Here is a 21,390-nt window from a genome sequence, read left to right on the forward strand (position 1 = left end):
CTACTGGAGTCCACATGAGCACCACCCTCACCCTTCTCCCCGGCCATGTTCCGTTGTCGCAGTGGCGGCAGATCTACCGTGGCGCCGATGTGCGCCTGGATGCTTCCGCGCAGGCCGCCGTGCAGCGCAGCGCGCAGGTGGTGGCCGACATCGTCGCCAAGGGCGAGCCGGTGTATGGCATCAACACCGGCTTCGGCAAGCTGGCCAGCGTCCGTATCGAACGCGAGGACCTGGAAACCCTGCAGCGCAATATCGTGCTGTCGCATGCCGCTGGCGTTGGCGAGCCGATGCCGGCCAACGTGGTGCGGCTGATGATGGCGCTCAAGTTGACCAGCCTTGCGCAGGGCGCCTCGGGCATCCGCCCGCAGACGCTTGCGCTGCTGGAAGCGCTGCTGCAAAAGCAGGTGGTGCCGGTGATTCCGTGCCAAGGCTCGGTCGGTGCGTCGGGCGACCTCGCCCCGCTGTCGCACCTGGCGAGCGTGATGATCGGCGTCGGCGAAGCCTTCGTCGGCGGCGTGCGCATGCCCGCCGAGCAGGCGCTGCAGCAGACCGGTCTGGCACCGCTGGTGCTGGGCGCGAAGGAAGGCCTGGCGCTGCTCAACGGCACTCAGTATTCCACCGCTTATGCGCTGGCCGGTTTGTTTGAGATCGAAACCGTGTTCCAGGCCGCGCTGGTTACCGGCGCCTTGTCCGTGGAAGCGGCCAAGGGCTCGGATACACCGTTCGATCCGCGCATCCACAGCATCCGTGGCCAGCGCGGGCAGATCGCCACCGCCGCCGTACTGCGCGAGCTGATGCAGGGTTCGGCCATCCGCGAATCGCACCGCGACAACGACGTGCGCGTGCAGGACCCGTACTGCCTGCGCTGCCAGCCGCAGGTGATGGGCGCCGCATTGGACATCATGCGCCAGGCCGCGACCACGCTGGAGATCGAAGCCAACGGCGTCTCTGATAACCCGCTGGTGTTCACCGATACCGGCGAAGCCTTGAGCGGCGGCAACTTCCACGCCGAGCCGGTGGCCTTTGCCGCCGACATGCTGGCCATGGCGATCTGCGAGATCGGATCGATCAGCGAGCGCCGCACCGCAATGCTGGTGGACCCGGCGCTGAGCGGCCTGCCTGCATTCCTGACGCCGAAGCCGGGCCTGAACTCGGGCTTCATGATTCCGCAGGTCACCGCGGCGGCGCTGGTCTCGGAGAACAAGCAGCGTGCCTACCCGGCGAGCGTGGATTCGATTCCGACCTCGGCCAACCAGGAAGACCATGTCTCGATGGCCGCGCACGGCGCGCGTCGTTTGATGGCGATGGCCGAGAACGCGGCCAACGTGATCGGCATTGAATTGCTGGCGGCTGGTCAAGGCTGCGATTTCCACACGCCGCTGCGGTCGAGTGCTGCGCTGGAGAGTGTTCGCGCGACGCTGCGTGCGCAGGTGCCTACCTTGGTGGACGACCGTTACTTCCACCCGGACATGGTTGCCGCGACCGAGCTGGTGCGCAGTGGTGCGCTGGCTGCGGGCTTGGGTGTGGAATTGCCGGGTGTGGATGTGGTGGGTAGCTGATTCGACAACGCAGGCACGGCTGGATGCCCGCAGTTGCTCAATCCCTTCTCCCGCCTGCGGGACGACAACTCGGCAGGATTGCCGAGTTGTACGGCGAAGCCGCCCGAAGGGTGAGGTACATGGATGTACCGAATACAGGTGGCGCGCAGCGCCGGATGAGGGGGCTTTTGAAGCTTTACGCGAACAGCTCCCCTCATCTGCCCTTCGGGCATCTCGCTCCGCGCCCCGGCCCCGCGCAGAGCGCGGTGCGTTCGGACATGCACGAGCCCAGTGGCTCGTATGCCGCATGTCCTCACCCCGCTCGCGGGAGAAGAGACAGCAACGAGCTTCACCAACCTGCGCAGCGCCCTCACCCACCTACCTGCTTCTCCCCCGTCTAGCCCCAGGAATTCACCATGACCACCCACCCTGACTGGCTGCAGATCCACCAAGGGCAAGCGCCACTCATCGTCAGCTTCCCGCACACCGGCACCGAGCTGCCCGATGAACTCGTCGGCCATTTCGTTTCCCCCTGGTTGGCGCGTCGTGATGCCGATTGGTGGGTGCATGAACTTTATGCCTTCGCCGCCAAGGAGCTGGGCGCCACCACCGTGCGCACAGCGATCTCGCGCTCGGTGATCGACGTCAATCGTGACCCTTCCGGCGTATCGCTGTATCCGGGCCAGAACACCACCGGCCTGTGCCCGACCACCACGTTCGACAACCAGCCGCTGTACCGCGATGGCCACGCGCCCGATGACGCCGAAATCCTGCGCCGCCGGCAGACCTGGTTCGACCCGTACCATGCCGCGCTTGCCGAGCAGATTGCCCGTCTACGCGCGCAGCACGACACCGTCGTCGTCTATGACGCGCACTCGATCCGTTCGTTGATTCCGCATCTGTTCGAGGGCGAGCTGCCGCAGTTCAACATCGGCAGCGCAGGCCCCAGCGGCGCGCCCGATACGTCCTGTGACAACGCGCTGACCGACGTGGTGGAAAACCTGTGCGCGATGAGCGGCATGAGCCATGTGCGCAACGGCCGCTTCAAGGGCGGCTGGATTACCCGCCATTACAGCGACACCGCCGGTGGCGTGCACACCCTGCAGATGGAACTGGGCTGCCGTGGCTATATGCACGAGCCGGCCCCGGCCGATGTGGACGAACACCGCTGGCCCACACCTTACGACCCCGAACACGCCGCGCCCGTGCGCAACACCTTGCAGCAAGTGCTCGGCGCCTGTCTGGAATTTGCTACCCGGAGAAACGCATGACCCGTCACGACCCGTCCCGCAGCCCGCGTGCACCGCGTGGCAACACGCTCAACTGCAAATCCTGGCAGACCGAAGCGCCGTTCCGCATGTTGCAGAACAACCTCGATGCCGAAGTCGCCGAAGACCCGACGTCGCTGGTCGTGTACGGCGGCATCGGCCGCGCCGCGCGCGACTGGGAGAGCTACGACAAGATTCTTGAAACGCTCAAGCGACTGGACGACAACCAGACCCTGCTGGTGCAGTCGGGCAAGCCGGTTGGCGTGTTCCCCACGCATCCGGATGCACCGCGCGTGCTGATCGCCAACTCCAACCTGGTGCCGCACTGGGCCAACTGGGAGCACTTCAACGAGCTCGATAAGAAGGGCTTGATGATGTACGGGCAGATGACGGCCGGCAGCTGGATCTACATCGGCAGCCAGGGCATCGTCCAAGGCACCTACGAAACCTTCGTCGAAATGGGCCGCCAGCATTACGGCGGCAGTTTGAGCGGCAAGTGGATTCTCACTGCCGGCCTTGGTGGCATGGGCGGCGCACAGCCGCTGGCCGCGTCGCTGGCCGGCGCCAGCAGCCTGACCATCGAATGCCGCCAGACCAGCATCGATTTCCGCCTGCGTACCCGCTACGTGGACGAGCAGGCCACCGACATCGACGATGCACTCGCACGCATCGCCAAGTACACCGCCAGCGGCGAAGCCAAGTCGATCGCCCTGCTCGGCAACGCCGCTGAGATCCTGCCCGAGCTGGTGCGCCGTGGCGTGCGCCCGGACTGCGTCACCGACCAGACCAGCGCCCACGATCCGGTACACGGCTACCTGCCGCTGGGCTGGACCGTGGAGCAATGGCTGGCCGAACAGCAGGCCAATCCGGAGAAGGTGCGCGATGCATCCAAAGCCGCGATGCGCGTGCATGTGGAAGCGATGCTGGCCTTCCACGCGGCCGGCATTCCGACCGTGGATTACGGCAACAACATCCGCCAGATGGCCTTCGACGAAGGCCTGAAGAACGCGTTCGACTTCCCCGGTTTTGTGCCGGCGTATGTGCGACCGCTGTTCTGCCGCGGTATCGGCCCGTTCCGCTGGGTGGCACTGAGTGGCGACCCGGAAGATATCTACAAGACCGATGCCAAGGTAAAGGAGATCATCGCTGACGATCCCAACCTGCACCGCTGGCTGGACATGGCGCGCGAGCGCATTGCGTTCCAGGGCCTGCCGGCGCGCATCTGCTGGGTCGGCCTGGGCCTGCGCCACAAACTAGGCCTGGCGTTCAATGAAATGGTCCGCAACGGCGAACTGAGTGCGCCGGTGGTGATCGGCCGCGATCACCTGGACAGCGGCAGCGTGGCTTCGCCAAACCGCGAGACCGAGTCGATGAAGGACGGTTCGGATGCCGTGTCCGATTGGCCGCTGCTCAACGCCATGTTGAACGTTGCCGGCGGTGCCACCTGGGTGAGCCTGCACCACGGCGGTGGTGTCGGCATGGGGTATTCGCAGCATTCGGGCGTGGTCATCGTCTGCGATGGCAGCGAAGCCGCCGACCAGCGCATCGCCCGCGTGTTGTGGAACGACCCGGGCACCGGCGTGATGCGCCATGCCGATGCGGGTTATGACATCGCCATTGATTGCGCCAGGGAGAAGGGCTTGGATCTGCCGGGGATTCTTGGCTGATTCGTAATCTTTGGGCTTGATGACGACGGGCAGGTCTTTGACCTGCCCGTTTTTGTTCTTGGCGAGCCTTCTTCCCCCTCTCCCCAACCCCTCTCCCGCTAGGGGAGAGGGGCTCAGGGCGCCGCGAGCTGAGGAATTGCTGGCAACTGCAGCTTTAAAGCCCCTCTCCCCTCGCGGGAGAGGGGTTGGGGAGAGGGGGACGCACTTCGCAGCACCTCATTCCGGAACACTTCTTGCACCACCCCGGATGACCTCCTTATCCGCGCCGTGCCATGTCCGAGAACGAACAGGCCGGGGAAAAAACCGAACTCCCCACCGAAAAACGTCTGCGTGATGCGCAGGAACAAGGCAACATCCCGCGCTCCAAGGAGTTGGCCACGGCTGCTGTGTTCACCGCCGCGGTGGTGGCGCTGACCACGCTGTCCGGCTCCGTCGCCAATAGTTCGCGCGAATGGATGAAGACCGCGCTGCGCCCGGATCCTTCCCTGCTGGACACCCCGCAAGCGCTGTTCGGCCACGCCGGTTGGCTGCTGTTGAAGCTGATGCTGGCCGTCAGCCCGCTGATCCTGGTGTGCCTGCTCGCCGGCTTCATCGCGCCGGTGTTGATGGGTGGCCTGCGGTTCTCCAACAAGGCACTGATGCCCGACTTCAAGCGCATGAATCCGATGACCGGGCTCAAGCGCCTGTACGGTGGCGAGGCGGTAGCCGAGTTGATCAAGTCGATGCTGCGCGTGGCCTTCATTGGCGGCGCGGCGGGCCTGTGCATATGGCACAGCATGGATGCGCTGCGCGGGCTGCTGCACCAACCGCTGGAAATCGCCATCCGCAACGGGCTGGGCTTCACCTTGAAGCTGCTGTTGGCCACTGGCGGCGCGCTGGCGCTGCTGGCGGCCATCGACGCGCCGTACCAGAAGTGGAACTGGCTGCGAAAACTGAAGATGACCCGCGAAGAGCTCAAGCGGGAAATGAAAGAGAGCGAAGGCAGCCCCGAGGTCAAGGGCCGCATCCGCCAGATGCAGATGCAGATGTCGCAGCGCCGGATGATGGAAGCGGTGCCCACCGCCGATGTGGTGGTGGTCAACCCGACCCATTACGCCGTCGCGCTGAAGTACGAAAGCGGCCGCATGAGCGCCCCCACCGTGGTCGCCCGGGGCGTGGACGAAGTGGCCCTGAACATCCGCAAGGTGGCCGAAGGCAACAAGGTCGCGATTGTCTCTGCGCCGCCTTTGGCACGGGCCTTGTATCGGGAGAGTCAACTTGGCAAGGAAATCCCCGTGAGACTGTATTCGGCCGTCGCCCAGATCCTGTCCTACGTCTACCAGCTGCGCCAATGGCGCAGCGGCCCGATGCCGCCGCAACCGGCGCTCGACGTTGACGAATTCGGCACAGGAGCCAAGCCATGAGTGCGCAAGCCTCGGGCTTCAATGCCCGCCGCGCGCTGGACATGCTGCGCCAAGGACTTGGCGCGCCGCTGATCGTGCTGGCCCTGCTGGCGATGGTGGTGGTGCCGTTGGCCGCGCCGGTGCTGGATGCGCTGTTCACCCTGAACATCGCCATCTCGCTGATGGTGCTGCTGGCCGTGGTCTATGTGAAACGGCCGCTGGATTTCACCATTTTCCCGATCGTGCTGTTGATCACCACGATGCTGCGTTTGGCCCTGAACGTGGCCTCCACCCGCGTGATTCTGCTCAATGGCCAGAACGGCCACGAAGCCGCCGGCAAGGTGATTGCCTCCTTCGGCGAGTTCGTCATCGGCGGCAATTACGCGGTCGGTATCGTGGTCTTCGCGATCCTGACCATCATCAATTTCGTGGTCATCACCAAGGGTGCCGGGCGTGTGTCGGAAGTGACCGCACGCTTCATTCTTGACGCCATGCCCGGCAAGCAGATGGCCATCGATGCCGACCTCAACGCCGGTTTGCTGACGCGCGAAGAAGCCAAGGCCCGGCGCGAAGAAGTCCGCGAAGAAGCCGACTTCTACGGTGCAATGGACGGTGCCAGCAAGTTCATCCGTGGCGACGCCATCGCCGGCATCCTGATCCTGTTCATCAACCTGCTCGGTGGCCTGGCCGTGGGCGTGCTCCAGCACGGCATGCCGTTCGGCGACGCCGCGGCCACCTACACCCTGCTTTCCATCGGTGACGGCCTGGTGGCGCAGTTGCCGGCATTGCTGGTTTCCAGCGCCGTGGCGATGCTGGTCACCCGCGCCTCGCGCTCGCAGGACATGGCCCAGGCCATGATGGGCCAGGTGTTCGGCCAGTACCGTGCGCTGGCCATCGCGGCCGGCATCATCGGCCTGGTTGGCTTGGTGCCGGGCATGCCGAACCTGGCCTTCCTGACGCTGGCTGCCATCCTGGCGTTCCTGGCCTGGAAGTTCTGGAAGCGCGAAACCGCTGCCGCCGCCAATCCACAGGCAGCCGCCACAGCAAACGCCGACACCGGCGGCATCCCGGGCCTGTCGCCACCCGCCTCGCCCACCGCCGAGCTGAGCTGGGACGAACTGCGCCCGGTCGATCCGCTGGGCCTTGAAGTGGGTTACCGGCTGATTCCATTGGTGGACAAAACCCAAGGCGGCGAGCTGATGGCGCGCATCAAGGGCGTGCGCCGCAAGCTCACCCAGGACCTGGGTTTCCTGATTCCGCCTGTCCATATCCGCGACAACCTGGAACTGCCGGCCACCGCGTATCGGCTGCTGATTCACGGCGTGCCAGTGGCCACCGCCGACATCCACCCGGACCGCGAACTGGCATTGGACCCGGGCAGCGCCATGGGCAAGCTGGAAGGCATTGCCGGCAAGGATCCGGCGTTCGGTCTGGATGCCACCTGGATCCAGCCGCATCAGCGCGCTCATGCCGAATCGCTGGGCTACACCGTGGTCGATCCGGCCACCGTGGTCGCCACGCATCTGTCGCACCTCATCCGCGAACACGCCCCGGAACTGCTCGGCCACGAGGAAGTGCAGCAGCTGCTGGCGAACCTGGCCAAGAGCGCGCCCAAGCTGGCCGAGGACCTGTCGCCGAAGGCATTGCCGCTGTCCACCGTGGCGCGCGTGCTGCAGAACCTGTTGATCGAACGCATCCCGGTGCGGCAGCTGCGCAAGATCGCCGAAGCCCTGCTGGAAACCGCGCCGGTCACCCAGGACCCGGCCGCGCTCACCGCCGCCGTACGCAACGCGCTGGGCCGTTTCATCGTGCAGGAGATCGCCGGAATGGCGCCGGAGCTGCCGGTGTTCACCCTCAACCCGCAACTGGAACGGGTCTTGCAGGAGTCAACACAAGGCAATGGTGCCGCACTGGAACCCGGTCTCGCCGAACGCCTCCACCAAAGCCTTGCCGATTGTGTCGGCAAGCAGGAGGCCCGCAACGAGCCCGCGGTTGTGCTGGTACCGGCGCCGGTCCGCGCCGCGCTGGCGCGCCTGGTCCGCCACAGCGTTCCCTCGCTGTCGGTCCTGGCCTACAGCGAGGTGCCGGAAGACAAGCGGCTGAAGCTGGTCGGCACGATCAGCTGAAGCACCCCGGAAACCAACGCCGACCTTGGCGCTGGCGACGGAAAACAGACACCCGTTCCACCACCAGACATCCCGCCACGAAGGAGCACGCCACGCCATGCAGGACACCGCCATCGCCAACGCCGCTGCTTCGGGCCAGCCCCACTCCCGGTACCAGAACATGAAGATCAAACGTTTCGTCGCCGCCGACATGCGCACCGCCATGAACCTGGTACGCAAGGAACACGGGCCGGATGCCGTCATCCTTTCCAACCGCCGCATTGAAGAAGGCGTGGAGATCGTGGCGGCCGCCCATTACGACGAAACCGCCGTGCAGCATGCCTTGGAAGCGAACCGCCCGGCCGCGCCGGCAGCGTCCAAGCCGCGCAGCGCCGCCGAGGCCATCATGGCCGCCGTCACCCGCCGCCGGGCACCGGAGCCCGAGCCGGTCAGCGTCACTACCTCGGCCGTCGCCGCACTGGCGCGTTCGGCCGTCGGCGCCACCGGTCGTTCCATCGACAGCAGCATCGAACTGGCACCGGGCAGCCGCTTTGCCTCGTTGCTCAAGCGCCCCTCGGCCGACGATGTGCAGCTGCAGCCGCAGATGGAAGCGCAGCGCTACGCCACCCTGCCCGCCAGCGCCGACGAACCGCCGGTGGTGCCGGTTTTCCGTCCCGCTGCCAGCGCAGCGGTCAACATCGCCCCGCCGCAGTTGCCGGAAGTCGCCAACGAGCGCCCGGTGGAACGCGCACGCTTCTTCATTGATCCACCGCAGCAGGACGACGCACCGATCGCAGCGGTTGTTCCTCAGGCCGTGTTCGACGCAGCTCCGGTAGTTGCTGCACCGGCACAGGAACCCGCTCCGGTGGCTGCTGCCACCATCGCACCGGCCGCCGCCGCCGAAGCAGCCGCCGTCGCTGCTCCCAGCATCGCCCAGACCATCGCCGACGCCGGCAACGAGCGCGAGCTCAGCCAGCTGCGCCAAGAAGTGGTCGGCATGCGCCAGATGATCGAGCGCGAGATGAACCGCTTCACCGACGAACGCCTGCGTGGCAGCGCAGTGCGCGGCAATGCGCTGGACCTGATGGACGAATACGGCTTCGACGCCGGGCTGTCGCGCGATGTGGTGATGCAGATCCCCGCCGACACCGATCCACACCGCGCCCGTGGCCTGATGCTCGGCCTGATCTCGCGCAAGCTGCCGATCGCGCCCATCGATCCGATCGAAGCCGGCGGCGTGATCGCCCTGGTCGGCCCCACCGGCGCCGGCAAGACCACCACCATCGCCAAGCTGGCCTCGCGCTTTGCCGACACCCACGCCGCCCGCGACGTGGCATTGGTGACCACCGACACCCAGCGCATCGGCGCCCGCGAGCAGCTGTACGGCTTCGGCCGCCAGCTCGGCATTGCCGTGCACGAGGCCAACAGCAGCACCAACCTCAACCAGCTACTGGAGCGCCTGGCCGACTACAAGCTGGTGCTGATCGACACCGCCGGCCTGGGCCAGCGCGACCGCGCGCTCACCGCCCAGCTGCAGTGGCTGCGCGCCGCCGGCCAGATCCGCACCCTGCTGGTGTTGCCGGCCAACACCTCGTTCCAGGACATGGACGAAGTGGTGCGCCGCTTCAGCGCCGCCAATCCGCAAGGCTTGGTGCTGACCAAGCTGGACGAAACCGGCCGCTTCGGTTCGGCCCTGTCGGTGGCCGTCGATCACCGCCTGCCGATCACCTGGGTGACCGACGGACAGGACGTGCCGCAGGACCTGCACCGGGCCTCGGCCGCCAATCTTGTACTTCGCCTTGAAGATTTGCGCCGCGCGGCCGATATGCCCTGCAATCCGGAGTTGAACAATGCAGTCGCGTGAGTACGCCAAGCTGACCCACACCTTCCCGCTATCGGCCACCCGGCGCGATCCGGCGGGCCCGGTGCGTACCATCGCCGTCACCGGCGGCAAGGGTGGCGTGGGCAAAACGAATGTCTCGGCCAACCTGGCCGTGGCACTGGCGGGCATGGGCAAACGCACGCTGTTGCTGGACGCCGACCTGGGCCTGGCCAACATCGACGTGGTGCTCGGCCTGCATCCCAAGCACACCCTGGCCGACCTGGTCGCCGGGCGCTGCACGCTGGAAGAAGTGATCATCGAAGGCCCCAACGGCGTGCTGGTGGTTCCAGCCGCGTCGGGCCGCCGGCACATGGCCGAGCTGCAACCGGCCGAACACGTGGGCCTGGTCAATGTGTTCTCCGAGCTGGAACGCGACCTCGACGTGATGATCATCGACACCGCTGCCGGCATCACCGACAGCGTGTTGACGTTCTGCCAGGCCGCGCAGGACACCGTGGTCGTAGTCTGCGATGAACCGGCCTCCATCACCGACGCCTATGCACTGATCAAGGTGCTGTCGCGCGAACGCGGCGTGGACCGCGTCCAGGTCGTGGCCAACATGGCCCGCGATCCCAATGAAGGCCGCGCCCTGTACGAAAAGCTGGTGCGGGTCTGCGAGAAGTTCCTGATCGATGTCTCGCTCAACTACCTGGGCTGCGTCCCGCAGGACGACTGGCTGCGCCTGTCGGTGCAGCGCCAGCAGCCGGTGGTGAAGCTGTATCCGTCGGCACCGGCGTCGCTGGCGATCCAGGAGATCGCCCGTCGCACCGCCCGTTGGCAGGCGCCTACCGCACCGCGCGGCGGCGTTGAATTCTTCCTGGAACGCATCCTCCAGCAGAAGGTGAGCGCATGAACGCCGCAGCCCATGCCCAATACCGCGAAGTCCAACGCACTGCCGCCAATGAATGCATTGCCCGTCATTCCGACCTGGTGCGTCGCATTGCCCACCATCTGGCCGCGCGCTTGCCGGCAAGCGTGGAAGTCGATGACCTGATCCAGGCCGGCATGATGGGGTTGATCGAAGCCTCGCGCAGCTACGACGCCGAACAAGGCGCCTCGTTCGAGACCTATGCCTCCATCCGCATCCGTGGCTCGATGATCGACGAGATCCGTCGTGGCGACTGGGTGCCGCGCTCGGTACACCGCCGCGCCCGCGATGCCGCCGCCACCATCCGGCGCCTGGAACAAGCCAGCGGCCGTACCGCCAGCGCCAGCGAAGTGGCCGAGGCGATGGAAATCCCACTGCCCGAATACATGCGTTTGATCGAGGACGCGTCGCGCGGCCAGGTGTTGAGCCTGGAATCGCGCATTGAAGACCACGGTGAGCTGGACACGCCATCCACTGGCGGCCCGACCCCGCAACAAATGCTCGAACGCAGCCAATTCGGCGCCGAGCTGGGCAAGGCCATCGCGCTGCTGCCCGAACGCGAACAACTGGTGCTCTCGCTCTACTACGAGCAGGAATTGAACCTGAAAGAAATCGGCGCGGTACTCGGCGTAAGCGAGTCACGCGTCTGCCAGATCCACGGCCAGGCCACGCTGCGTCTGCGCGGCCGGCTGAAGAGTTTCGAGTCCGCTGACGCCGGCCTTGGGGACCCATGAAGAGGAACATCCTTTGAACAAGAACATGCGCATCCTGATCGTTGACGACTTCTCGACCATGCGTCGCATCGTCAAGAACCTGCTCGGCGATCTGGGCTTCACCAACACCGCCGAAGCCGAGGACGGGCATGCCGCGCTGTCACTGCTGCAAAGCCAGCCGTTTGATTTCGTGGTCACCGACTGGAACATGCCGGTGATGACCGGCATCGAGTTGCTCAAGGCCATCCGCGCCGACGCCAAGCTCAAGACCCTGCCGGTGTTGATGGTCACCGCCGAAGCCAAGCGCGAGCAGATCATCGAGGCCGCGCAGTGCGGCGTGAACGGTTACATCATCAAGCCGTTCACCGCGCAGACGCTGGAAGAAAAACTCGGCAAGATTTTTGAACGCCTGGCAGCGAGCGCCTGATGGACCTGCACGCCGAAGCACTGAGCGACAAATCGGCCCTGGTGCAGCGCCTGCAGGATGCGTTGGCGGCACTGGAAAACGGGGATGAAGCCAGCTGGCGCCGGGAAATCGACGCGCTGGCTGCACTGCGTACCCAGCCGATGATGGCCGGCCTGGGCCGTTTGGCCCGCGAGCTGGGCCAGGCGCTGGGCGAACTGCCGAGCGTACCGTCCGAAGCCGGCGAACTGGACGATGCCTGCGCGCGTCTGGATCACGTCGTGCAGATGACCGAACAGGCCACGCATCGCACGCTGGATCTGGCCGAGGAATGCCGCGAGCTGACCGAACGTCTGCGCGCCGGCGGCCTCAACCCAGATCAGGATCAGCTGCTCGACCGCATCCGCCACAACCTCACCGAAGTGGCGCTCACCCAGAGCTACCAGGACCTCACCGGGCAGATCATCCGCCGCGTGGTTGGCATCGTGCGCCGCGTGCATGAAGGTTTTGGCGCACTCGGCCTGCCGCCGACCGAAGAAGAAGCCAGCTCCCCGGGCTTGGCCGGCCCGGCACTCAAGGGCCTGGATCGCCATGCGGTATCCCAACATGACGCCGACGATCTGTTGTCGGACCTGGGGCTGTAAACCATGAGCGCCTTTGCCGACGACATCGCCGCCGATTTCATCCTCGAAGCGCAGGAGATCCTCGATCGGCTGGGCGAGCAACTGGTGGCGCTGGAACAGGCGCCGCAGGACAGCGACCAGCTCAACGCCGTGTTCCGTGGTTTCCACACGCTCAAGGGCGGTGCTGGCTTTCTGGCGATCCACCCGATGGTCGAGCTGTGCCACGCCGCTGAGGAAACCCTCGGCATGGCCCGCGCCGGCAAGGCCGAACTGCTGGCCCATCACTTTGATGCCGCCCAGCAATCGCTGGATTGGCTGCAATCGATGCTTGATGCCGTGTCCAACGGCACCGATCCGGAACATGCGCCGGCCACGCTGATCGCACAGTTCGATGTCAGCGCCGCACCGGTTGCGGTGGCTGCACAGGTCAACGCCGACAGTGACCTGATCAGCGAAGACGAGTTTGAAGCCCTGCTCGACCAGCTGCATGGCGGCACCGTGCCCGGCGCTGTGATTACCAAGGCCGATGACGCACTGATCAGCGAGGACGAATTCGAGGCCCTGCTTGATCAGCTGCACGGCGGCGCCGCACCGGGTGCGGTAGTTGCTGCGCCAGTCGCCGTAGCCGTTGCACCGGCCAAGCCGGTTGCGCCACGCCCTGCGGCTGCACCCAAGGCGGCAGCCGCAAAGACCGCCGAACCCGAACAAACCGTCCGCGTGGACACCAAGCGCCTGGATGCCATCGTCAACCTGATCGGCGAGCTGGTGCTGTCGCGCAATCGTCTCAAGACGCTGCGCACGCGCCTGAAGGACGAAGAACTCGACCGCGCCGTCTCCACGCTGGATATCGCCACCGCCCGCCTGCAATCGGCGGTGATGCGCACGCGCATGCAGCCGGTCGGCAAGGTGTTCTCGCGCTTCCCGAAAGTCGCCCGCGACGTCGCCCGCTCGCTGCAGAAAGAAGTGGACCTGGAGCTGATCGGCGCAGACACCGAGCTGGACCGCAACCTCGTTGAAGCACTGGCCGACCCGTTGGTGCACCTGGTGCGCAATGCCATCGACCACGGCGTGGAAAAACCCGACCTGCGCGAAGCCCAGGGCAAGCCACGCATGGGCCGCGTGCGGCTTTCGGCGCAGCAGGAGGGCGACTACGTCAGCATCGAGGTGCAGGACGACGGCGCCGGTATCGACCCCGAACGCCTGCGCGCCAAGGCCCGCGAAAAAGGCTTGATCGATCCCGAAGCGGCGGCCCGCCTGACCAGCGAAGAATGCCTGCATCTGGTGTTCCTGCCCGGCTTCTCGACCAAGCAGCAGGTCACCGACATTTCCGGCCGTGGCGTTGGCATGGATGTGGTGCAGTCGCGCATCCGCGAACTCAGCGGGCAGATTCAAATCCAGTCCGAACTGGGCCGAGGCAGCCGCTTCCTGATCCGCGTGCCACTGACGCTGGCGATCCTGCCGACGTTGTTGGTGCAAGCAGGCGAAGACGTTTACGCGTTGCCGCTGGCCCGCGTGATGGAAGTGCTGCATGCACCGGCCACCTCGCTGGGCTGGTTTGATGGCCGCGCCGTACTTGATCGCAAAACCCACACGCTGGCATTGCTGGACCTGCGCCAATGGCTGGGCGTCACGCCGATGCCGACCACGCTGCTGACCATCGTGGTGCTGCAGATGGGCGAAACCCGTTTCGGATTGGTGGTGGATCAAGTGCGCGGCCGCGAGGAAGTCGTCATCAAGCCACTGCCCCGCGCGTTGCGCGGCCTCAAGGGCTATGCCGGCGCCACCTTGATCGGCGACGGCCGCATGGCACTGATTCTCGACGTGGATGGCTTGCGTGGAGTGCAGGGGTAAGTGGCGTACGCGAGCACGCAATGTGGCGGACCGTACATGAAGGCTGCAATCCAACCTCCCCTCTCCCGCTTGCGGGAGAGGGTGCCCGAAGGGCGGGTGAGGGGCTTTTGAGCTAGAAGCCTCCCTCACCCCACCCCCTCTCCCGCACGCGGGAGAGGGGCTCAAGCACCAGCCAACACATCCGCTCCCGCCTCACCAACTCAAGACCGCATTCACCAGGCCGATATCCAACACCATGGACCGACTCAGCATCATTGGACTTTTCCTCGCCCTGCTCTCACTGGTGGGCGGCAGCATCCTCAAAGGTGCCGGCCTGTCCTCGTTGTGGTCGCCCGCAGCCTTTGTGATCGTCATCGTCGGCACGCTTGCCGCGATCCTGCTGCATACCTCGCCGGCCGTGTTCAAGCACGCTTTCAAGATCGTGCGCTGGGTGATCAAGCCGCCGGCAACGGATCGTCGCGCCCTGATCCAGCAGATCGTGGACTGGAGCAACATCGCTCGCCGTCAGGGCCTGCTCGGTCTGGAGCCACAAGTGGACATGCAGGACGACGCCTTCATCCGCAAAGGCCTGCAGTTGGTGGTGGATGGCGTGGAGCCGGACACCATCCGCCACATGATGGAGATCGAACTGGGCAGCCAGGAGCAGCAGGATCTGGCCGCCACCAAAGTATTCGAGGGCATGGGCATCTACGCACCGACGCTGGGCATCATCGGTGCCGTACTGGGCCTGATCGCAGTGATGAAGAACCTGGCCGACCCGAGCAAGCTCGGCCACGGCATCGCGGCTGCGTTCACCGCCACCATCTACGGCATCGCCTCGGCCAACCTGCTGTTTCTGCCGGTGTCGGCCAAGCTCAAGGGCGTGATCGCGCACACCACCCGCGAACGCGAAATGGTCATCGAAGGCCTGATCGCCATCGCCCAGGGCGAGAACCCGCGCAACATCGAAAACAGCCTTGCCGGGTTCGTGAACTGAGCCATGGCACGTCGCAAGCGCCACGAAGAGCACGGCAATCACGAAGCCTGGGCCATTCCCTACGCCGACTTGATGACCCTGTTGCTCGCTTTTTTCGTGGTGATGTACGCCATCTCCTCGCTCAACGAGGGCAAGTACCGGGTGATGGCCGACTCGCTGTCCACTGCATTTGGCGGCGCGCCGCGCACCATCACCCAGGTGCAGGTCGGCAACATGCAGATCCAGGGCGGCGGCCATGACACGCCATCGGTGATCCGCTCGCCGAGCATGACCGGCGGCGCCATGCCTGATCCCACCCAACTGCCATCGATGGCATCGCATATGCGACTGCCTGTGTCCGCGCACAACCAGGAACAACTCAAGCGCGCCGAACGCCAGTTGAACCAGATCGCCGACCGCTTGAGCTCGACGCTGGCGCCACTGGTCAAACAGGGCGTGATTACCGTGCGTCGCACCGAGTTGTGGCTGGAAGTAGAAATCAACAGCGACATTCTTTTCAGCACCGGCTCGGCCGCACTGGATGTCAGCGCCCGCGACACCTTGGGCAAACTCGCCGACGTGCTGCTCGACGCACCCAACGGCGTGCGCGTGGAAGGCCACACCGACAACCTGCCCATCGCCACCGCGCAGTTCCCCTCCAACTGGGAATTGTCCGCCGGTCGTGCCGCCAGCGTGGTCCATCTGTTCGCCGACCACGGCGTGCAACCGGCACGGCTGGCGATGGTCGGCTATGGCGAATTCCGTCCGCGCGAAAGCAACGATCAAGCCGCAGGCCGCAACCGCAATCGGCGGGTGATGGTCATCATTTTGGCCGACTCCGCAGCGGCCGCCGATCTGCCAGGCGCTGGCAACACCACCGCCAGCACCCGCACCGACACCGCAGCACCGGCAGGCAGCGCATCCGCCGCCACGGGCGCGGTGCCTGCTGTTATCGAAGGAGTTCAATGATGCGTATCTGGGCCATTGCCAACCAGAAAGGTGGCGTCGGCAAGACCACCACCACGCTGTCACTCGGCCGAGGCCTGGCCGCGCGCGGCCACAAGGTGCTGCTGATCGACCTGGACCCGCATTCCTCGCTCACCCGTGCCTTCGGCGTACCGCTTGAGCCGGTGCCGCAGGGCGTACAGGAACTGTTCGCGACGCCGCCGCATGAAATTTCCGAACTGGCCCGGGCCAGCAGCATTCCGGGGCTGGACTACCTGTGCGCGCAAGCCTCGCTGGCCACGCTGGAACGGCGCAGCGCCAACCAGCCCGGTCTCGGTCTGGCCTTGCAGCAGGCGCTTGCGCGCCACGGCGAACGCCATGACTACATCCTGCTCGACTGCGCGCCCACGCTCGGCTTGCTGATGATCAATGCATTGGCTGCTGCCGATCGCCTGATCATCCCCACCCAGGCCGAGCCGCTGGCCTTGCACGGACTCGACGGCATGGTCCGCACCGGCGAAATGGTGCAGCGTTCACGCAAACGCGCACTGCCGATTTCGGTGCTGCCGACGCTGTTCGACCGCCGCACCCGCACCGGTAACGAAACCCTCAAGCAGATGCAGGACCGCCACGGCGCCCGCGTCTGGGAAGACGCCATTCCGGTGGACACCCGCATCAGCCAAGCGGCCGCGCTGACCCTGCCGCTGCAGGGCGACGACTATCCGGGCCGTGGTCACGCTGCGTACCGTCGCGCGTTGGAGTGGATCCTCAGCGAAGACGGCCGCGCACTGGAACAGGAGGCGGCATGAGCACCGCTGGCGCCTTGGACGACTACCTCGACGAGCTGTTGGCCGAAGCCATTCCGGTTGCAGTGGAAGCGCCGGCTGTGGCCGTCGCAGCAACACCTCTGCCAACGCCCAGAACGGCCGCTGCCATACCCGGCGACAGCGCTGACTTGGAAGCCGCTTTCGAGGAAGCACTGGCGGCGATGCAGGCCAAGCCGCCAGCTTCGGAAGAACCCACGTGGGATGACGTGCCTCCTGAACCCCCGCAAGCGCCCACAGATGTCGCTGCAGACAACGCCGCCAAGCCGACCTGGGACGACCTGCCCGACGAAGTCATCTACGAAACCGGCCCGGCAGAGAGCGCCAAACTGGCGCATGCCGACAGCCCGGCATTGCAGAACGCCTTCGACACCGCAGCCGGTGTAAGCGCAGCAACCGCGGCGCCGATGCCAACGCCAACGCGTGCCCCCATCGCACGCGCGCAACCGGCCCCGGAATCCGCTCGCCCCAACAGTTGGCAGGAGCTGCAGGCGCAGGCGCGCCACCCGGCCAACGGCCCAAACAACCGCCGCGCCAGCGAGCGCGCCTCACGCTGGTTGCGCCTGCGCTGCGGTCAACAGACTTACGCGCTGGAGCTGCTCAAGGTGCAGGAAGTGGTGCTGCCCGTGCCGTTGCTGGCGCTGCGCGGTACCGACAGCTCCATGCTCGGCATCATGAACCTGCGCGGCCAAGTCGTACCGGTGATGGACATGTGCCTGCACCTGGGCATCGCCGCCATGCCGGATGATCCACAGACCCGCATCGTGGTGCTGGAAGAAAACGGCGAAGTGCTGGGCCTGCGCGTCTCCGCGGTAGAGGACGTCGCCAGCCTCACCGACTCCCAGATCGAACCACCCGATACCGCCCGCATCTGCCAGATTTCCAACGAACTGTTCCGTGGCATCGCCCGCGTCGGCAGTCAGCCGATGATCCTGCTGGATGCCACACGTCTGCTGCAGTGAGCTCGGCTGCGCGCGGTTTGGCGCAGGAAAGCCCCCCACCCCAGCCCTCTCCTTTGCCCCGAAAAGGGGAGGGGCGAGTGCCGAAACGTGCGTCCGTTAACACTCTCTGTCGCATTGCCCTACCCGCCCTAAAGATTCCCGGCCCAACGCCGCTAAACCTCCCAGTAACGTTTGTCCGGAGCGACGATGAGCACTGTGGCGCTGTTGCAGGATCTCGGTATCGAGACCACCAGCGAGTTGAAACAGCAATTGGCCCAGCACCTTGGCCAAGGCGGTGAACTGCGTGTGGACGCCAGCCAGGTTTCGCGGGTACATACCGCAGCCATGCAGGTGCTCTGCGCGTTTGTGCTGGCCCGGCAACAGGCCGGCCACGCAACCGTTTTTGACAACGCAACCGGAACATTCCATGACGCCGCGCGCTTGCTCGGCGTCCTCCGGACCCTCGGTCTGGAAGCAACCCCTGACACAACGAAATCTGTGGAGAACGCCGCATGAGCGCACGAATTCTGGTGGTAGATGACTCGGCGTCCATGCGCCAAATGGTCTCCTTTGCCCTTACCTCGGCCGGCTTCTCGGTTGAAGAAGCCGAGGACGGCGCCGTCGCCCTGGGCCGCGCCAAGGGCCAGCGCTTCAACGCGGTGGTGACCGACGTGAACATGCCGAACATGGACGGCATCTCGCTGATCCGTGAGCTGCGCCAGCTGCCGGACTACAAGTTCACGCCGATGCTGATGCTCACCACCGAGTCGGCTGCCGACAAAAAGTCCGAGGGCAAAGCCGCCGGTGCCACCGGCTGGCTGGTCAAGCCGTTCAACCCCGAACAGCTTGTCGCCACCGTCCAGAAAGTCCTGGGCTGATCAGCCTCACCTGCCTTACCAACGGATACCGCGCCGATGAGCATGGACCTGCAACGCTTCCACGCCACCTTCTTTGAAGAAAGCCGCGAAGGGCTGGATGCGATGGAAGCCGGCCTGCTTGCCCTGGAAGATGGCGCGCAGGACCCGGAGATCATCAATTCCGTGTTCCGCGCTGCACACTCGATCAAAGGCGGCGCCGGCACCTTTGGCTTCGACGCCATCGCAAGCCTGACCCACGTGCTCGAAACCTTGCTGGACGAACTGCGTTCGGGCAAGCGTGCGCTGGCCAGCAACGCCGTCGATGCGATGCTCGCTTCGGTCGACGTGCTTCGCGCGCTGCTGCGCGAAGCCGAGCACGGCCAAGCGGCGGATCCGGCCGCAGTGAAAGCCGTTACGGACCGCCTGCAGGCCGTACTTAGTGGTGAAGCACCGGCGCCGGCTGCGGCTGCGGCAGTCGCCAAGCAGGACGACACGCCGGACGCGTGGCAGATCGGCTTCGTGCCGGCGCCATCGTTGTTCATGAGCGGCAACGATCCGCTGCGCATCATTCGCGAACTGGAAACACTCGGCTCGCTGCACGTCGAACCGCGCATGCAGCGCCTGCCCGGCTTCGAGCAGCTGGATCCGTTGGAAGCCTATCTGGCGTGGGATCTTGGCCTGGTTGGCAAGGTGCCGCGCAGCCGTATCGAAGACACCTTTGCCTGGGTCGTGGACGACTGCGAGCTGGACATCCGTCCTGCCGCACCGCCGAGCCTTGCGATCGAAGCCGCACCGGCCGAGCCGGTGCTTGCTGTCGCAGCGGCTGCCGAAGCAGCCAAGCCGGCCGCCAATGGCGCCCACGCGCATGAAGCCGAATCCTCCATCCGCGTCAGCGTCGACAAGGTCGATGCGTTGATCAATCTGGTCGGCGAACTGGTCATTACCCAGGCCATGCTCAAGCAGGTGTCGGGCGGCCTGGATCCGGCGCACGCCGAACAACTGCTCGCCGGGCTCGACCTGCTGGAGCGCAACACGCGCGACCTGCAGGAAGCGGTCATCGGCGTGCGCATGCTGCCGGTGGATGCGGTGTTCCGCCGCTTCCCGCGGCTGGTTCGCGACCTCTCCAGCCGCCTCGGCAAGCAGGTGCGCCTGCGCACCATTGGCGAAGGCACCGAGCTGGACAAGGGGCTGATCGAAAAGATCGCCGATCCGTTGGTGCATCTGGTCCGCAACTCCATCGACCACGGTCTGGAAATGCCGGACGTACGCCGCGACGCCGGCAAGGAAGAAACCGGCACGATCACGTTGGCGGCATCGCATCAGGGCGGTCACATCGTGATCGAAGTCAGCGACGACGGTCGCGGCCTGAACCGAGACAAGATTCTCGCCAAGGCCTTGGAACGCGGCCTCAACGTGCCCGACAACCCCACCGATTCACAGGTGTGGGACCTGATCTTCCAGCCCGGCTTCTCCACTGCCGATGCGGTCACCGATCTGTCGGGCCGCGGCGTCGGCATGGACGTGGTCCGCCGCAACATCCAGGCGCTCGGCGGCGAAGTGCAGCTTGAAAGCCGCGAAGGTGCCGGCACGCGCGTATTGATTCGCCTGCCGCTGACCTTGGCCATCCTCGACGGCATGACCGTCTCGGTCGCCGGCGAAACACTGATCCTGCCGTTGGCCTACGTGCTTGAAGCACTGCAGCCGCAGCCGGAAGACATCCGCACCATGGGCGGCGAAGGCCGCGTGCTGCGCGTGCGTGGCGAATACCTGCCAATTCTGGCGCTGGGCCAGCACTACGGCTATCGCGACAACAGTCACGCTGACCCACTGGTTGTCGTGGTCGAAAGCGATGGCCAGAAGATCGCGCTGGAAGTGGACGAACTGCTGGGCCAGCAGCAGGTGGTGGTCAAGAACATCGAGAACAACTACCGCCGCATTGGCGGTGTGTCCGGCGCCACCATCCTCGGCGATGGCCGCGTCGCCTTGATCGTCGATATCGGCGGGCTGGTGCGCTCGTTGCGTATGCCGCAAGCGGCATAAAGCACCTCCGTCGGCCCAAACGCCATACGCCCGCCTTCCTTCTCACGCGTGCCGGGCATCCTCCCCTCTTCCCGGGGAAGGTGCCCCGCTAGAGAGGATTGCGGGCGCTTGCGCACACCACCATCCACGGCATTTCGGCTGTGCCATTGCGCCACTGAATACGTCGCAAAGCGTTGCCGGTTCCTGCCGCCGCCCAGCACCACCGACACAACGTTGAATGTGTAGCGTTGCACTGACTTTCGAGCTGCCGCCGGCCTCGCGATCTGCAGATCTGCATGTCCACCGCACTAAACGTGCAGCAGAAACTATGCCCATCCCATCCCGCAACGGGTAAGGGAAAACGCTTCATCCGCGCTGAATTTTCGCGCCTGCACGCCCGCTTCCATCACGCGCCTGAACACCGTTCAGCAGCGTTTCTCTCGGTCACTCAAGAACCCTCACCGGTCGCCGATACCTCAGCACGTCATGGTTTCAGCCCCCCACAGGCGCCCGCCGCCTCGCTCAATCAACCGTAAGTTCCGTCAGCCC

19 protein-coding genes are annotated in these 21,390 nt (G+C 65.5%); all 19 read left to right on the top strand.

Annotated features, from left to right (window positions below; genetic code table 11):
- Positions 1-14: 14 nt before the first annotated feature.
- The 19 genes from hutH to ACREP4_RS00460 all read left to right on the top strand — a co-directional run bounded on the left by hutH (position 15) and on the right by ACREP4_RS00460 (position 21,377).
- Positions 15-1,559 (top strand): histidine ammonia-lyase, encoded by a 1,545-nt coding sequence (gene hutH, locus ACREP4_RS00370; protein WP_431594233.1) that lies wholly within the window; start codon positions 15-17, stop codon positions 1,557-1,559.
- Between the two features lie 395 nt (positions 1,560-1,954).
- Positions 1,955-2,809 (top strand): N-formylglutamate deformylase, encoded by an 855-nt coding sequence (hutG, locus tag ACREP4_RS00375; RefSeq protein WP_431594234.1) that lies wholly within the window; start codon positions 1,955-1,957, stop codon positions 2,807-2,809.
- Complete coding sequence (hutU, locus tag ACREP4_RS00380) at positions 2,806-4,473, top strand: urocanate hydratase (RefSeq protein WP_431594235.1); 1,668 nt, start codon at positions 2,806-2,808, stop codon at positions 4,471-4,473. Before hutG ends, hutU begins: the two co-directional genes overlap by 4 nt.
- 272 nt (positions 4,474-4,745) lie before the next feature.
- Positions 4,746-5,876, top strand: a complete 1,131-nt coding sequence (gene flhB, locus ACREP4_RS00385) for a flagellar biosynthesis protein FlhB (RefSeq protein ID WP_431594236.1) — start codon at positions 4,746-4,748, stop codon at positions 5,874-5,876.
- Complete coding sequence (gene flhA / locus ACREP4_RS00390) at positions 5,873-7,981, top strand: flagellar biosynthesis protein FlhA (RefSeq protein ID WP_431594237.1); 2,109 nt, start codon at positions 5,873-5,875, stop codon at positions 7,979-7,981. The genes flhB and flhA overlap by 4 nt, the downstream gene beginning before the upstream one ends.
- A gap of 160 nt (positions 7,982-8,141) precedes the next feature.
- Positions 8,142-9,824 (top strand): flagellar biosynthesis protein FlhF, encoded by a 1,683-nt coding sequence (gene flhF / locus ACREP4_RS00395; RefSeq protein WP_431594238.1) that lies wholly within the window; start codon positions 8,142-8,144, stop codon positions 9,822-9,824.
- Positions 9,811-10,695 (top strand): MinD/ParA family protein, encoded by an 885-nt coding sequence (locus ACREP4_RS00400; protein WP_431594239.1) that lies wholly within the window; start codon positions 9,811-9,813, stop codon positions 10,693-10,695. Before flhF ends, ACREP4_RS00400 begins: the two co-directional genes overlap by 14 nt.
- A complete protein-coding gene (locus ACREP4_RS00405; RefSeq protein ID WP_431594240.1) occupies positions 10,692-11,444 on the top strand; it encodes an RNA polymerase sigma factor FliA in 753 nt (250 codons plus the stop codon). Before ACREP4_RS00400 ends, ACREP4_RS00405 begins: the two co-directional genes overlap by 4 nt.
- 13 nt (positions 11,445-11,457) lie before the next feature.
- A complete protein-coding gene (gene cheY, locus ACREP4_RS00410; RefSeq protein ID WP_431594241.1) occupies positions 11,458-11,850 on the top strand; it encodes a chemotaxis response regulator CheY in 393 nt (130 codons plus the stop codon).
- Complete coding sequence (locus ACREP4_RS00415; RefSeq protein ID WP_431594242.1) at positions 11,850-12,470, top strand: protein phosphatase CheZ; 621 nt, start codon at positions 11,850-11,852, stop codon at positions 12,468-12,470. The genes cheY and ACREP4_RS00415 overlap by 1 nt, the downstream gene beginning before the upstream one ends.
- A gap of 3 nt (positions 12,471-12,473) precedes the next feature.
- Positions 12,474-14,300 (top strand): chemotaxis protein CheA, encoded by a 1,827-nt coding sequence (locus ACREP4_RS00420; protein ID WP_431594243.1) that lies wholly within the window; start codon positions 12,474-12,476, stop codon positions 14,298-14,300.
- 235 nt (positions 14,301-14,535) lie between these two features.
- Positions 14,536-15,276 (top strand): flagellar motor protein, encoded by a 741-nt coding sequence (locus ACREP4_RS00425; protein ID WP_431594244.1) that lies wholly within the window; start codon positions 14,536-14,538, stop codon positions 15,274-15,276.
- Between the two features lie 3 nt (positions 15,277-15,279).
- Entirely contained in the window at positions 15,280-16,224 is a 945-nt protein-coding gene (gene motD, locus ACREP4_RS00430) for a flagellar motor protein MotD (RefSeq protein WP_431594245.1), read from the top strand.
- The gene (locus tag ACREP4_RS00435; RefSeq protein ID WP_431594246.1) at positions 16,224-17,009 is read left to right on the top strand and encodes a ParA family protein; all 786 of its coding nucleotides are present in this window, start codon (positions 16,224-16,226) and stop codon (positions 17,007-17,009) included. Before motD ends, ACREP4_RS00435 begins: the two co-directional genes overlap by 1 nt.
- Positions 17,006-17,986: a chemotaxis protein CheW gene (locus tag ACREP4_RS00440; RefSeq protein ID WP_431594247.1), complete on the top strand. Its 981-nt coding sequence runs from the start codon at positions 17,006-17,008 to the stop codon at positions 17,984-17,986. Before ACREP4_RS00435 ends, ACREP4_RS00440 begins: the two co-directional genes overlap by 4 nt.
- A gap of 186 nt (positions 17,987-18,172) precedes the next feature.
- Entirely contained in the window at positions 18,173-18,481 is a 309-nt protein-coding gene (locus tag ACREP4_RS00445; protein ID WP_431594248.1) for an STAS domain-containing protein, read from the top strand.
- Positions 18,478-18,843: a response regulator gene (locus ACREP4_RS00450; RefSeq protein ID WP_038688521.1), complete on the top strand. Its 366-nt coding sequence runs from the start codon at positions 18,478-18,480 to the stop codon at positions 18,841-18,843. The genes ACREP4_RS00445 and ACREP4_RS00450 overlap by 4 nt, the downstream gene beginning before the upstream one ends.
- A gap of 36 nt (positions 18,844-18,879) precedes the next feature.
- A complete protein-coding gene (locus tag ACREP4_RS00455; RefSeq protein WP_431594249.1) occupies positions 18,880-20,862 on the top strand; it encodes a chemotaxis protein CheA in 1,983 nt (660 codons plus the stop codon).
- A 275-nt stretch (positions 20,863-21,137) separates the two neighbouring features.
- Positions 21,138-21,377, top strand: a complete 240-nt coding sequence (locus ACREP4_RS00460) for a hypothetical protein (RefSeq protein ID WP_431594250.1) — start codon at positions 21,138-21,140, stop codon at positions 21,375-21,377.
- The last annotated feature ends 13 nt before the right edge of the window (positions 21,378-21,390 follow it).

This window comes from Stenotrophomonas sp. (genome assembly GCF_050737575.1).
In the GTDB taxonomy this organism is placed as follows: Bacteria; Pseudomonadota; Gammaproteobacteria; order Xanthomonadales; family Xanthomonadaceae; genus Stenotrophomonas.